Raw genomic sequence first — 14,072 nt, forward strand, 5'->3', positions numbered from 1 at the left:
GTAAATGATCCTAAGGAGGAATGAACCATGTCAGTTAACCACATTTCCGATGCAACTTTCCAAAGCGCCACAGAGTCAGGCACAGTACTCGTCGATTTCTGGGCCCCTTGGTGCGGTCCTTGTAAAATGATTGCTCCAATTCTGGATGAACTATCCGCCGAAGTGGGCGATGCCGCTCAAATTGTCAAAATCAATGTGGACGACAATCCGGAGTCCGCTGCCAAATATAACGTTATGAGCATCCCTACCTTGCTTGTTTTCAAAGATGGGCAAGTCGTTGACCAACTTGTTGGGCTGCAGTCCAAAGAGAAATTAAAAGCCGCTATTGCCAACGCATAAGCACATCAATCAAATTCAGGAGGCATATAACATGACACAAATGACTGAACGCACAGGAGTAGCAACTGTTGGAGGGAACCCGGTGACATTGTTAGGACCGGAAATTAAAATTGGCGATCAAGCGCCTGATTTTAAAGTGAATAAGGACCTGATGACCGAAGTCAGCTTGGCGGACTATGCGGGTAAAGTGAAGCTGATCTCTGTCGTTCCATCCGTGGACACAGGCACTTGCGACGCTCAGACGCGGCGGTTTAATGTAGAGGCTGATAAACTCGGGGAAGATGTCGTTATTCTAACGATTTCCGTGGATCTGCCGTTTGCCCAAAGCCGTTTCTGCGGAGCAGCAGGCATCGATAAAGTCATTACTCTCTCAGACTACAAATACCGCAGCTTCGGCCAAGCGTATGGGGTATTGATTAAAGAAATCCAACTGGATCAACGCGCCATTTTCATCGTGGATGCGAACGACACCGTGCGTTATGTGGAATACTTGACGGAGATGAAAGAGCATCCGAATTATGATGCGGCTTTGAGCGCTTTGAAGGAACTAGTATAAAAAAAGACCACCGCCTGCACACGTAGCTTGATTGAGCTAAAAGTGCAGGCTTTTACTTAATTGGAGACTAAGAATGTCTAAGCAATCTTCAAGAATACAGTAGCCAACACAATAAACATAATTAGTGTCAGCCAAGCTGGTAAGACGAGCTTAACTCGTTTGCGTTCAATTTGGATATGTACTTTTTTCATTTCTTCACCTTCAATCTGTTAGGGCGAAAATAGGTAGATAATGGACGCATACAGCTGAAAAGCTTGATGATTCTTTTTCTATAAGTTTGGTTTAATAAGAATGCAAGGAGCTCAATTCTTTTAGTATTCGAGATATGAATGAGACAGACAATGATAAGTTGAAGGAAATCTGGTTTGGAAAATAAATCGGTCGTTTTAAATTGGTCTTGCAGCTTAACGATCAGTTTACCAAAAATGGGTACTTGTCCAGGATTTGGGTAGAACATGGAAATTTCTGACCAAAGATCAAGACCGTTAATGATGATCTGCTGAATGCGATGAAGATCTGATTCTTCACAGGTATGAACGGATTTGCGCAGCTTTGATAAGTCAAAATGACCAAAATGCTCTTGGAATGTTTTTTGGAAATCTGGAAGCCCAAGGATCTTCATACGGTTTAAAAAGGTTAACATATAAACGTTAGGGATCCCCTTAGCTGTTGAGATATCTTTGATCATTCGTACAATTAATCTATACTGTTGTTCAGCCTCGTATTCTTCTGGTGTTCGTTGATCTGGAAGGGATTTACTATTTGGTTGTTCTGACAATATAAATATAGCATCCTCAGTTTTGTCTGGATTCTTAGCAATGAATTCGAAGTTTGTACTCATCTCATTTACGAATTGAACCAATTTTGATTGCAGCTTTTCTGTATGGATTTTGTGCCCCTTGCAGAATAGAAGGAAGATCATATTTTCCCAACTAGTTGCTTTGTAGGTTTGTTTTAATGCATGAATGTTCTGGAGTGCTTTTACATCAGAAGGATGATAATAGGTTTTTGGAGGAACACCTCGTTTGTAGCCTTTCTTGTTGGATAGGATGAGACCATAACGGATTAAATTTCTTAACGTATTATCCGTAATGCTAATCCCATCGCTGTTAACTTTTAAAAGCAATTCTTTATTTGAATATGCCATGCGTATCGACCTCCTTGCTAATATCTTAATGTGAGAGGTTCTATTGGGACAAATAATGGATCGACGCAAATGTAAAATAATAAAGCAGCATTTCCTGCTAGCGGGAAATGCTGCTTTTGTTTATACAGGTATACCTGCCGATTGCTGCAACCTAGCGGCAATTTTCATGAAATCCTCCGGGAAGATACCAGGGGCGAATTCCTCTGGTGTATCCGCGTATTCCGGAACAGGACCACCTTCGGGAATCCCTTCCTTCACAATCAATTCCCCGCCATCCTCGGGATGGACGCCCTTCCAGATCTGCTCCAAGTCCCTGTAGTCCTCATCGCTAAAGCGATACAGAACACGATGGACACCTTTCTCCTCATACTTCCGCGTCTCGTTAAAAGCTTTATTATCCAGGCTTGGAATCGGAATCAGCTTCGTCACATCCGCGCCGGTGGCTACTTCAAGCGCCTTGGCGTAAGCAACGACATGCACGCCTCCGCGGACGAGGAGGTAGCCGATCATGGCCCGGGCCACGGGATGGCTCGTCATCTCGTAGACCCGCATCTTATGCGTGCGGGCCCCGCATTCAAGGAAGAAATTATGCAGCAAGTCCAGAATCAGGTTGCCGCTGTTGAAGACATTCTCACCGGTCCAAGGCTTGCCCATCGAATCGAAAGGCAGGGCATTCTGACCGGCAACGATGAAATGCTGGGTGTTGCGCACATCCTTAGCCGCGCCCAGAGGCGTAGTGTCGGGGGCGCCAGGCTGCGTAGAACCAGCCAGGCAGAGATTAATCGCATGGGTGACCAACTCGACATGACCAAACTCTTCGGCCGTAATGCTTGAGACGAGATCGTAAAAGGGCTTTAGCTTTGTTTTGTTCTTGAAATTGAATGACTGGAACATGTAATTGTTCAACGTGGACATTTCACCGAATTTGCCGCCGAGCAGTTCTTGGACAGCCGCCGCAGCATTCGGATCCGCCGTTGTCGGTTGCGGTAATTCAATAGCTAAACGATTGAAACGTTTGATCATGGGTATCCCTCCAACTGGTCAGATAGAGGTAGTCTGTCCACGTAGGAGGCCGGTCATGCAGCTGGGCCACGCTTGAGCCCCAGCTTATCGTGAGCGCGCGAGTGAAACCGTGCGCTTGCCTTTCACCATGGCCGCCCCGCAGAGCGGGCATGCCTTGGCCGTCAACCGCGCTTCCTGCGGCGACGAGATCCGCGACCAGGCCTTGCAGCCGGCCTGGCTGCACAACCACGCTGCGACCTCTTCCGTCGCGGCCCCGGCCCCCGCGGCGGCGTCAAACCGCCGCGTGCCGCTTATACCAGCCGCCGCAGGCTTGCGGCTGGTCACAATCCCTGCGTCCGCGCCAGGGAACGCGGACAGCAGGAAGCGGGAAGGCTCCGCCTTCTTCCCGCGATAATACGCCGGCGAGCTGATCAGCAGCTCGGCCTTGGCGCGCGTGACGGCGACATAAGCCAGTCGCCGTTCTTCCTCGAGCGCGGCGGGACCCTTGTCGCGCCCCGCAACTCCAGCCATCTTGACGTCGTCAAGATGCCCAGCGTCCAGTGCCGAGCTATGCGGCATATTGCCTTCAATCGCACAGAGCAAGTAAACCACGCTGAACTCAAGGCCCTTCGATTTATGAATCGTCATGAGCGAAATGCGGTTCGCTGCTTGATCTTTTTTCAGTGCGCTCATTTCCGTGCGTTTTTCGGCCACTTCATGGATAAAATAAAGGAATTGCTCCACTGAATCGAACCGCTTGGCTGAGGACTCCAACTCATCGAGTGTTTCTTTGAGCATTTCTCGGTGATGCGTCAGCTTGCTGCGCTTGTTCGTCTCCAGAAAAGTATCATAGAAATCCTTGCGGATCGCCTGCACAGCAGTCAGAGGCTTCATGTCAGCCAATGATTTAATAAGTTTGATGCGGCTTTTCAGCTTTTCTTTCTGGAATTCTTTGAGCTGCGGCAAGCCAAGCAGGTGGATGAGCGGCCATTTCTTGGGCTGTATGGCTTCCTGATCTTGAATAATCCGCATGCCTTGGTCGCGACCTATATATAATGAAGGTAGGACACCCTCTATCGCTTCGAAATTTCGGCGCTCATGTGCAATTCGAAGATGATCGATAATGGGCTTCACCATCCACTGATCATAGAAGGAGTCATTGCTGCCATAATCGACAAAAGGCAAGTTATGCAAAATCAATTGCTCAATAATCGCCCGGCTGTTGTTCGCAGTTCGATAGAGAATGGCGAAATCCCCATAGGATTTGCCGCCTTCGGCGACCTTGATCCTAAGATCATTCACGAGCCAATCAGCCTCATCATCGCTGCTGGAGGGCCTGACGTAGAGCGGCTTCAAATCACTCTGTTTGGTGGCAAGGAGCGTCTTGGACTTCCGCTGGATATTGTGCCGGATGATCGCATTGCCCAATCCGACGATACTGGATGTTGACCGGTAGTTAATATCCAACGTGACCGTTTTGGCGGTAGGATACTTCTGATGGAATTGCAAAATAAATTCATTTCGCGCCCCGTTAAAGGAATAAATGGTTTGGTCATCGTCGCCGACAACCATGAGATTCTGGTGGTTTTGGGCAATCATTTGAATAATTTCATACTGAACGGTGTTGGTATCCTGGAATTCATCGACGCTGATATACGCGAATTTGCGCTCCAGGGAACGAAGAATATCGGCATTTTGCTTCAACAACTGGTAAGCCATCAGCAGAATATCGTCGAAGTCCATCTTGTGTTGTTCCATTTTCCACTGCTCATACTGCAGGAAGATTTTCTTCATTTCCTGATCTTCTTCCGTTTGTTCCGGGAGGTCGCTAATTTCGATTAGCTGCATTTTGTAAGAGGAAAGCAGGGCGATGAGGACTTCGGGTTGATACGTATCCTGCAGCCCCATGCTCAGCATGATGCGCTTAAAAACAATCTGTTGATAGCGGCCATCGCTCAAAATCTCCTGCTGGAACCCATTCATACGCAGCAATCGCAGGCAAAAGGCGTGGAAAGTCCGCACCTGCATCGCCTGCGTCATACTGCCGTCAAGGCCGGGGATGGAGGTGAGGCGTTCGCGCATTTCTTCCGCAGCCTTTTTGGAAAAAGTAATCAATAACAGATGGCTCGGATGAACCCGGTGGACACGCAGCAAGTAAGCCACTCGGCAGACCAGAACGGTGGTTTTGCCTGAACCGGCCCCGGCTAAGGTGAGCAAAGGTCCCTTGAAATGGCGCACCGCCTGAACTTGCGCTTCATTTAATAGAATTTGACTGCGCTCCAAGTCGCGAAAAAAGAACGCATCCTGATCCTCATTGGACACGAAATCTGAGCTATTGGTTAATTGTGCCATTGAGGCATGGGGGATCGGCCGTTCAAGTGTAGGTTTCGAGCCTAACGGAGTAGGGTATATAGAAAGAGAACTCATTATTATTCACCTGTTTTCTAGCATTTCTGAACTACCTATTCTATCACAATTTTTGTCTAAAGAAAGGACAACTAATCCTATGGTTATATCTAATGTTAAATTGCTATGGGGTCAATTTCAAAAGCATGATGCGACAGGACTTGCCGCACAGTGCGCCTACTACTTTTTACTGTCGCTGTTCCCTTTTCTTCTGTTTATTTTGAGTTTACTGGGATATTTGCCCTTCTCATCGGATGATGTTGTGCTGCTGATCAAAGAGTACATCCCGGGAGCGGTCTCCGGTTGGCTGGAGGAAACACTCAGCAACCTGCTGAATGTAAAAAGAGGCGGCACGCTTTCCTTTGGATTAATTCTGGCTTTGGTGAGCGCCAGCGCTGCGATGAATTCCATCGTTATTGCCGTGAACAAAGCATATGGACTGCCGGAGCGCAAAAGTTTCATCCACTCGCGATTTCTCGCTGTGATGCTGACATTGGGCATGCTTATCGTTATCGCTTCCGCGCTGCTGCTCAGCGTATTCGGGCACTGGATCGGGGATTGGATGGCGGCACATGTCCATATCGCGACAACGAAGATTAGTATCTGGAATAATTTTCGCTGGATTCTGAACTTTATCATTCTCTTTATTGTGTTCACAGGGATTTACTACATAGCTCCCAACACCTGCTTAACTTGTAAAAGTGTACTTCCCGGCGCGCTGTTCGCAGCCATTGGCTGGCAGGCGACCTCCTTGGGCTTCTCCTTTTATGTCAACAATTTCACTAATTATAGTGCGACCTACGGAAGTGTCGGGGGGATCATTGTGCTGATGACCTGGTTCTACATCTCGGCGCTGATCATTATTATTGGCGGAGAAATCAACGCGCTCAAGCATGTGAAAAAACAGAATGACCTACAAAGTCTCACAATTGATAAAAAGCATAGATAACACGACTGGATCCTGCGATCCGTGGCCGTGCTGCCTATGCTTTTTTTTGTCTACCAGGCGAGAATACCGCCATCCAATCGCTTTACGCCGCGAATTTTACCAAGCTGCTCCGCTAGCCGAAATAGCGCATAATCCTTCATCTTCGCCTCTATCATAACGTCAACGCGTGGTAAGCCGGCCTCTTTGCAGCTTTTCAGAAAAGCGATTAGCTGATCGGGCTCGATGTAGTCCGCATGGGAGCGAAACTCCTTCGTGTCCTTAGCGGCTTTGGGCGAGGAGACGTGAATCTTCAGCGGGAGATCGCCCCACGTTTGGGCAATCTGCAGCAGCAGTTCCGCAGGCGAAGCTGTGGAGGGGTTGCACCAGTCATGGTGCAGGTCCAGCATGCAGGGCCGCTGAACTTTTTGACTCACAGCCAGCGTTTCTTCCAATGTATAGGTTTTGTCATCATTCTCAAAAGTAAGCCTGCGCATGACCTGCTCCGGCACCTCAGGGATCTTCGCGAATAGCCGCTCCGTAGCGGCTTTTTTATCACCATATACTCCGCCAACATGGATGTTGATGATCGCTGAGGGATCCAGTCCCATTCCATCCAGAATAGCCGCGTGATAGAGTAGATCTTGAATGGAGGCCTCAACGACAGCGTCACTCCCGTTCAGCAAGGTGTATTGATTGGGGTGCATACTTAGGCGAATATCATGAGCTTTGGCGAAATCTCCGAGCTGCTGCAGCTCTTTTTTGTATGCCGCTGCGACATCAATCTTTACATCTGGATGAGTGGCAAGGGGAATAAGCTGAGAGGACAGGCGAAATAAGTGAATGCCATGGGCTGCGTTGTAATAGAGGATGCGCTGGGTGGCTGCGAGATTACTGCGACCGATATCGATTGCGCGCTGGATAGCTTCCTCACGCGGCCGCTGAGAAAATAACTTATATGTGAATGTCGAGCTGGGCGTGTTTTGATAGATCGCCATGGCAATGGAAACGAATCCGAGTCTGATAAGCATGGATTATTGAGCCTCCGGTAGTGGTCCTGTAGTCAGTAAGAGTAGTTTGTCCCAAGTATTTCGTTATAATTTCATTGACATTGATTCTCATTTTCAATATATTTATGATAATGGGTATCAGTGTCTAAATTTACATAGAAACGGGTGAGTACTATTCATCGTTTAGTTGCAGATAGATTGAATATTTCTTATGGCGAGCATTTGATTGTTGAAAATTTGAATTTAAGTATCCCAACCGGGAAAATTACGGCGCTCGTAGGTGCCAATGGTTCAGGCAAATCTACGATTCTCAAATCGATGGCGAGAATTATGAAGCCTCAGCAGGGAACGGTTCTGCTTGATGGGAAATCCATCCACAGCCAGTCGACGAAAGAAGTCGCGAAGCAATTGGCTATTCTGCCGCAAAATCCGATTGCCCCGGAGGGTCTGACGGTTTCTGAACTTGTCGGCTACGGCCGCTTCCCGCATCAACGTGCGATGGGATCCTTGAGCAAGGAAGACAACCAGGTCATTCATTGGGCGATTGAAGTAACCGGCTTGATGCAGTTTGCAGACCGTCCTGTTGATCAACTATCGGGCGGACAACGTCAGAGGGCTTGGATTGCCATGGCGCTTGCGCAGCAAACGGACCTTTTATTTCTCGATGAACCGACTACGTTCCTGGATATGGCTCATCAACTTGAGGTCCTCAAATTACTGGAGAAATTAAATCGCGAGCAAGGCCGTACGATTATCATGGTTGTGCATGATTTGAACCACGCTACGCGGTATGCCCAGCATGTCGTGGCTATTCAAGCAGGCAAAGTTATGTGCGAGGGAACTCCAGCGGAAGTCGTGACGAGTGAAACCCTGCGTACCATTTTCAATGTGGAAGCGGACATTGTCCCCGATCCTCGTTCGGGAGTTCCTATTTGTATCCCTTATGAACTAGCTGACAAAGCGCATAGCGGCGCTTCCAAAAGTGAAACGGTCACCATCCCGACGGAACGCAAGGAAGCAGTAGCTGCTATCTAGCCACATGGAGGAAGCGGAGGAAGCAGGCATGGAGAAACCAGCTGTTCAATTTGCCTTACTTGAGAAATACTTGCACGTGACGGACAAAGCCCCGGCGGGCGCTTCACAAGTTATGCCTATAACGGATTTGTTGAAGGCAGAAACGATGCAGGGGTTATTAGATTTAGGGCTTGAGCAGTATAAAGCAACTTCTCGCTTGCTGCCGGCCTCCTTACTGGGTGTGGCGCTCTTTAACTTAGTCGGAGCTCTACATTATGCAGCTGCTACCTATAATCATTGGCTAGATCTCAGCTTGGCTAATTTGAACTTTTATCTGGAAGATCATGGGGACCATCTTCATGTCGGTTTTGAGGTCAAGGAAGTTCGTTTGCAGGTTTTGCCTGAATTAAATTGGGAAGAAACATTGCAGGAATTATACGCTCAATTTTTCCGGGATCATTTCAATCCACTTGTTCAGTCGATTGCTGAGCAGGCAGATGTAAAGCCCGACATGATTTGGAATCAATATGCTGCGAGATTGACATTTGCTCAGGATTTCTTGTTGGGGCAGCCGCTTCCGGCGGAGATGAAGGAACGTTATTTGAATGGCTACAAAGTGTTGACGCAAGGAATCAGTGCGGATGTGTTTGGTCGGAGACGGAATCCTTTTCTGCATCTAAAGCCGATTTATTTGGATAGTCCGAATGAAGAGGGGAAAAAGGTTCTGATGCGCTCCTCCTGCTGTATGTACAATTGCCGCGAGGGCGGGGAGTTGTGTTACACCTGTCCGAAAAGGACCGAGAAGGACCGTCTGGAGATGAAAGAGAAGCTGGCAGCTGTGAAATAGTGATTATCGGACTTTTGATGGCTTCGCAGCGCCATGAATAAAAGCAAGCTGCTTGAAGGAAAAAAGCCCCCCATCCCATGAAATCATGGTGATCGGGGGCTCATTTTTATTTTAAACGCGTTCAACCTTCAACAGGTTAGTCGTACCGGATTTGCCCACTGGCACACCGGCGGAGACAACGGTAAGGTCGCCTTTTTTCACATAGCCAAGTGTTTCGGCTTGTTGAATAGCGGAGCGGATCATCGCGTCGGTGGACTCGCAGAACTCGCCTAGAACGGGGATAACGCCTTGAACCATACTCAGTTGGCTGATGGCATGTTGACTTGCTGTAACCGCGATAATAGGCGCTTGCGGGCGGTATTTGGCAATCATCCGCGCTGTAAAGCCGGTTTCCGTTGGTGTCAGGATAGCTGCAGCGTTCAACTTGTCGGAAGAAGAGACGACTGCTTGGCAAAGCACCTCGGTGATTTCGTTGTTCGATTGCAGCTGGGCATCGATCAAGGAGCTGCGTTCCATGGTCTGTTCGACACGCTCAGCAATTGTCGCCATCATAGTGACGGATTCGATCGGGTATTTCCCGGCAGCCGTTTCGCCGGACAGCATCACTACATCGCTGCCATCCAGAACGGCATTCGCTACGTCACTCACTTCTGCGCGAGTAGGACGCGGGTTGCGCTGCATGGAATCGAGCATTTGCGTTGCGGTAATAACCGGCTTGCCAGCGAGGTTGCAAGCGCGAATCATATCCTTCTGCGCAATAGGAACTTCTTCTGTCGGGATCTCTACGCCCAGGTCGCCACGTGCAACCATGATGCCATCGGATGCTTCCAGAATGGAAGCGAAGTTCGTCATGCCTTCTTCGTTCTCGATCTTCGAAATAATCGGCGTCAAGCCAGCGCCATGCTGCTCCAGAATACCGCGAACCTCACGAACATCGTTGCCGTTGCGGACGAAAGACATCGCGATGATGGAGATGTTTTCTTCGACACCGAATTTAAGATGCATAACATCGCGCTCAGTAACACCTGGAAGCGATGTGCGTACGCCAGGCAAGTTAACGCCTTTGCGCTGTTTCAGAACGCTTTGATTCAGGACGACGCAAGTCACTTCCGTGCCTTCAATTTTCTCGACGCGAAGTTCTATGGAACCATCATCGATCAGAACGAGATTGCCTGGCACCACGTCTTGTGGAAGCCCAGGGTAATTGACAGAAACGCGGCTGGAATCACCGATAATTTGTTCGGTAGTCAAGACGATACGATCTCCGCTTTGCAAATCGTAGCCGGCATCTTTCAATTGGCCGATGCGAATTTCCGGACCTTTGATATCCATCAGGATCGGAATAATGACGCCAAGTTCTTGGGCGGCCTGGCGAACACGCTGAATGCGACCGCGATGCTCATCCAAATCGCCATGTGCCATATTTAACCGCGCAACGCTCATGCCTGCACGAATCAGTTCTTTCAAAGTGGGGATGGAATCGCAAGCGGGTCCCATGGTGCAAATAATTTTTGTTTTACGCATTGTGTAGGACTTCCTTTCATCGTGGACGAAACAATTTTGGCTTCATTATATGCCTAATTGAGGTTAGTTTCTATGAAATATAGTATAGTATATGTACTATAGTACAGAATTGGGTGAGTCCATGAAGGTTACCAACTTTACCTATGACAAGAGCAGTCAATGGTATGTAGAAGAGCAGGGAGGCAGCGAGGACTGGCTGCTCGTTCTCGTCACGTATGGGCGATGCGTGTATTGGATCAATGAGAAGAAGCAACTGCTGAGCAAAGGGCAATGGCTGCTTATACCGAACCATGTTCCCTTTTATGGCAGAAGCGTTCCAACGATGATTCACGAAAAGTATGTGGTGCAGTTCAACGCACAGGCAATGGCGGAATTTTTCCCACTTCTCCAGACATCCGAATATACAAGCGCATCTACCAGCAAATATGAACTGATTCTCGACAAGCTGCGCCTCATGCATCTGCAATGGCAAGACAAACAGCCCTATTATCTCACGCTTTGCGAAGCGCTGCTAAAAGAGCTGTTTGTGTATTTGCACCGGGAGTGGGATCAAGCCGCTGCATCGGTTGGGTCCATTCACCTGGTGGAGCAGATGAAGGGATACATCCAGAGTCATCACCGAGAGCATGTGACCAAGGATGAATTAGGCGCTTGCATCAGCCGATCTCCGAACTACGCCGCGTCGCTTTTCCGCAAGGTGACAGGTCAGACGATCAGCGAGTTCGTACACGCGACCAGAATCAAAACAGCGGTCTACATGCTAAGGCATTCTGCCTTAACCGTATCGGAGATATCCGAGTTTATCGGATACAATGATCCGTCCTATTTCTATCGTGTATTCAGGCGCTTGACTGGCTTAGTTCCCACGGATTTGGTCTCGGATCGCGAAACGATTCGCAAATAAATGGTTACATCGTTCCGCCGCCGCGGCGCACTTCAGAAGGAATTTGTTCAGGCCCTTTATCTATATTCTGATAGATGAATGTGCCTACACTGGCTTCATCGTATTTATCGAGCTGCATCGTTTTGGTCCAAGCGGTTACAACGACTTCCTTATCGCTAGGCACATCGGGATTGGGAACAGCGAGAATGCCAGCGCCAGCCTTTTTAAAATGAGTCAAATATTCCAATTGGTCAAGCAGCGCCTGAGGAGCATCCGGATGGTAATGGATAATAATATCACCATGCTCCAGATTATGAACCAGCTTCTCATATCCGGGTCTTTCTTTATAAAAGCCGAACTTCAGATCGTGCGGACTGTGCGTCCCGGAAGTCGGAATTTTCATTTCATAAGTCAACATACCTTCATCGTGTCCGCGCCCGTAATCTTTATCCGTAGTGACTTGAATCGGGGCATTGTAGTTTAATTTCTCGACGCTGTACTTGCTGGAAGAGCGCTGAATCAAGGAGGTTCCTACGCATATAATAGCAATAATAACGAGCGTGTGAGAGATCGTCAGCAGGGTCCTGCGCTTTTTGTTTTGCGCCTGTTTCTCGGCTTTTTTTAAGCGGCTTGTATTGGCTTTGTGGGCTTTCGCAGCTAGCAAGTAGCCGATAATGGCAGCAACAAAAAAAGCCAAGCCTATATAAAGCAAAATAGCAATAGCATCCGTGCCTGTTGATATGTTTGAATGATCCATAGATATGATCTCCTTTGCAAATAAAATAAGTAGTATAGATGAAACCAATCAACACTACATATTGTAGTTTTAAAGGGGGTGGGAAGTCAAATCTTGCCCATAGTTAAGTTTTTACAGGCGGTCTATTTGGAAAAAAGAGGATTTCGCGGCCCTTTTGTTGAATACTGCGATTCATGTCTATTTATGTAGAAAAAAGGGGAGAAAGCGAAAGTGTCGGAACAGAAATTAGAGCTTCATAGAAGAAATGGATTGATGGTTAAGCTATTATGGGGCTGTTTAGTTTTGGGTCTTGCAGCCGCTTACAGATCACCGGATTTAATTATGATTCTACTGGCTTATGGGGCACCGATTGCGTTGATTTGTACCTTGCTGGTGTGGAAAAAAATCTGGGTACCCTACACGATGTATGTCATTGCTATTGGGTTTAATGTCATTTCCTATTTCTTCATGGCCAATGATCCTGCTCTATCCAGCATCCTTATTTTGTACCTCGGACTTACGCTCGTTTCCTTGTATATGAACTTTCGGCCACTGATACTTAATGGCGTAATCGGTCTTATCAATTTGAATTATTTCTGTTCAACCCTTCCGGGCAGTGTCGATCTGATTGCGATTAATGTTTTCTATGTCTTGACCATCATTACACTTATTGGGCAGGGGCAAATCGGAACGCGGATGCTGGCTAATGTAGCTAAGAGTGTAAGGGAGTCGGAGCTTGCGCGGGTTAAGACGGAAGAGGTTTTAACAGGCGTTCGCAAAACGACGGAAGTGCTTGGCACATCAAGCCAAACACTGCAGGAGAATGCCTCGGTGACAGGCCGAATCACTGAAGAAGTCGTAGCTGCTTTCCAAGAAATCTCTATCGGTATCGACTCCCAAGCGACCAGTATCACGGACATTACATCGGCCATTCAAGATGTGAATGAGACGGTTGAACAGACGTCTTCCGCTTCCAACACGATGAGCAGCAGATCCCGGGATACGGCGAAAATGACGAATGAAGGCAAGAGTCAAATGGAAGATTTAGCGCTCAAAATCAAGGATATTACTGAAATAGTGACGGAAACATCGGACATCATGAATGAAGTCAACGAAGAAAATGTGAAAATCGGAAATATCGTAACGACCATTGCCGAAATAGCGAATCAAACGAACCTGCTGTCGTTGAATGCATCGATTGAGGCTGCGCGAGCTGGGGAACATGGACAAGGATTCTCGGTAGTCGCCAATGAAATTCGTAAGTTGGCACAGAATGCGCATATGGCATCAACGGATATTTCGGAAATTCTGGGCTCTATTCAGAATAAAGTGGAGTCAGCGGTTGCGAAGGTTGCTATCGGCAAAACAGCTGTAGAATCAGGCAAAAAGTCAGCAGAAAGCGTGGATCAACTCTTCGAAGTCATCCATAGAAATACGGCTGAGGTAATGGAACAAGCCGAGAATTTGCAGCAGATGAACAATCTTTTGCACAGTTCATCGCAGCGCGTAGCTGAGGAGATGACGTCCGTCGCGGCGATTACCCAGCAATCTGCAGCTTCGGTTGAACAGGTTTTGGCCAGTGCGGAAGTCCAACAGAAACGCGTTGAGGATATTGTAGATAGCATCCGCCAATTGAACGGGCTCACGCATGACCTGCAGCATTTGATAGAGAAATAAGAGGTT

General features: G+C 47.9%; 13 protein-coding genes. 7 read left to right on the forward strand and 6 right to left on the reverse strand.

Annotated features, from left to right (window positions below; all coding sequences use genetic code 11):
- The first annotated feature begins 27 nt into the window (after positions 1–27).
- Entirely contained in the window at positions 28–339 is a 312-nt protein-coding gene (gene trxA, locus LOZ80_RS33170; protein WP_238168518.1) for a thioredoxin, read from the forward strand.
- Positions 340–370: 31 nt separating this feature from the next.
- The gene (gene tpx, locus LOZ80_RS33175) at positions 371–895 is read left to right on the forward strand and encodes a thiol peroxidase (protein ID WP_238168519.1); all 525 of its coding nucleotides are present in this window, start codon (positions 371–373) and stop codon (positions 893–895) included.
- 187 nt (positions 896–1,082) lie between these two features.
- Here the strand turns inward: tpx and LOZ80_RS33180 are convergent, their stop codons facing one another.
- The 3 genes from LOZ80_RS33180 to LOZ80_RS33190 all read right to left on the reverse strand — a co-directional run bounded on the left by LOZ80_RS33180 (position 1,083) and on the right by LOZ80_RS33190 (position 5,471).
- Positions 1,083–2,042, reverse strand: a complete 960-nt coding sequence (locus LOZ80_RS33180; RefSeq protein WP_238168520.1) for a hypothetical protein — start codon at positions 2,040–2,042, stop codon at positions 1,083–1,085.
- 120 nt (positions 2,043–2,162) lie between these two features.
- Positions 2,163–3,065, reverse strand: a complete 903-nt coding sequence (locus LOZ80_RS33185; protein ID WP_189012555.1) for a manganese catalase family protein — start codon at positions 3,063–3,065, stop codon at positions 2,163–2,165.
- Positions 3,066–3,149: 84 nt separating this feature from the next.
- Positions 3,150–5,471, reverse strand: a complete 2,322-nt coding sequence (locus LOZ80_RS33190; protein WP_238168521.1) for a UvrD-helicase domain-containing protein — start codon at positions 5,469–5,471, stop codon at positions 3,150–3,152.
- A 79-nt stretch (positions 5,472–5,550) separates the two neighbouring features.
- Between LOZ80_RS33190 and LOZ80_RS33195 the strand changes: the two genes are divergently transcribed.
- The gene (locus LOZ80_RS33195; RefSeq protein ID WP_238168522.1) at positions 5,551–6,399 is read left to right on the forward strand and encodes a YihY/virulence factor BrkB family protein; all 849 of its coding nucleotides are present in this window, start codon (positions 5,551–5,553) and stop codon (positions 6,397–6,399) included.
- Between the two features lie 50 nt (positions 6,400–6,449).
- On the opposite strand, the gene uvsE is transcribed toward LOZ80_RS33195, so the two are convergent.
- The gene (uvsE, locus tag LOZ80_RS33200) at positions 6,450–7,406 is read right to left on the reverse strand and encodes a UV DNA damage repair endonuclease UvsE (protein ID WP_238168523.1); all 957 of its coding nucleotides are present in this window, start codon (positions 7,404–7,406) and stop codon (positions 6,450–6,452) included.
- A 153-nt stretch (positions 7,407–7,559) separates the two neighbouring features.
- Here uvsE and LOZ80_RS33205 point away from each other — a divergent pair, with 153 nt between their 5' ends.
- Together LOZ80_RS33205 and LOZ80_RS33210 are read left to right on the forward strand one after the other, a co-directional pair.
- On the forward strand, positions 7,560–8,420 hold the full coding sequence (locus LOZ80_RS33205; RefSeq protein WP_238173188.1) for an ABC transporter ATP-binding protein: 861 nt from the start codon (positions 7,560–7,562) through the stop codon (positions 8,418–8,420).
- Positions 8,421–8,448: 28 nt separating this feature from the next.
- Positions 8,449–9,246: a hypothetical protein gene (locus LOZ80_RS33210; RefSeq protein WP_238168524.1), complete on the forward strand. Its 798-nt coding sequence runs from the start codon at positions 8,449–8,451 to the stop codon at positions 9,244–9,246.
- Between the two features lie 111 nt (positions 9,247–9,357).
- On the opposite strand, the gene pyk is transcribed toward LOZ80_RS33210, so the two are convergent.
- Entirely contained in the window at positions 9,358–10,770 is a 1,413-nt protein-coding gene (gene pyk / locus LOZ80_RS33215) for a pyruvate kinase (RefSeq protein WP_238168525.1), read from the reverse strand.
- A 121-nt stretch (positions 10,771–10,891) separates the two neighbouring features.
- On the opposite strand from pyk, the gene LOZ80_RS33220 reads away from it, so the two are divergent.
- Positions 10,892–11,674: an AraC family transcriptional regulator gene (locus LOZ80_RS33220; RefSeq protein ID WP_238168526.1), complete on the forward strand. Its 783-nt coding sequence runs from the start codon at positions 10,892–10,894 to the stop codon at positions 11,672–11,674.
- A gap of 4 nt (positions 11,675–11,678) precedes the next feature.
- Here the strand turns inward: LOZ80_RS33220 and LOZ80_RS33225 are convergent, their stop codons facing one another.
- Positions 11,679–12,410, reverse strand: coding sequence for a DUF3105 domain-containing protein (locus tag LOZ80_RS33225; RefSeq protein ID WP_238168527.1), 732 nt, complete (start codon positions 12,408–12,410; stop codon positions 11,679–11,681).
- A 210-nt stretch (positions 12,411–12,620) separates the two neighbouring features.
- Between LOZ80_RS33225 and LOZ80_RS33230 the strand changes: the two genes are divergently transcribed.
- Positions 12,621–14,066 carry a methyl-accepting chemotaxis protein gene (locus LOZ80_RS33230; protein ID WP_238168528.1) on the forward strand — a complete coding sequence of 482 codons (1,446 nt, stop codon included), beginning with the start codon at positions 12,621–12,623 and terminating at the stop codon, positions 14,064–14,066.
- The last annotated feature ends 6 nt before the right edge of the window (positions 14,067–14,072 follow it).

It is taken from the genome of Paenibacillus sp. HWE-109, assembly GCF_022163125.1.
Classification (GTDB): Bacteria; Bacillota; Bacilli; order Paenibacillales; family NBRC-103111; genus Paenibacillus_E.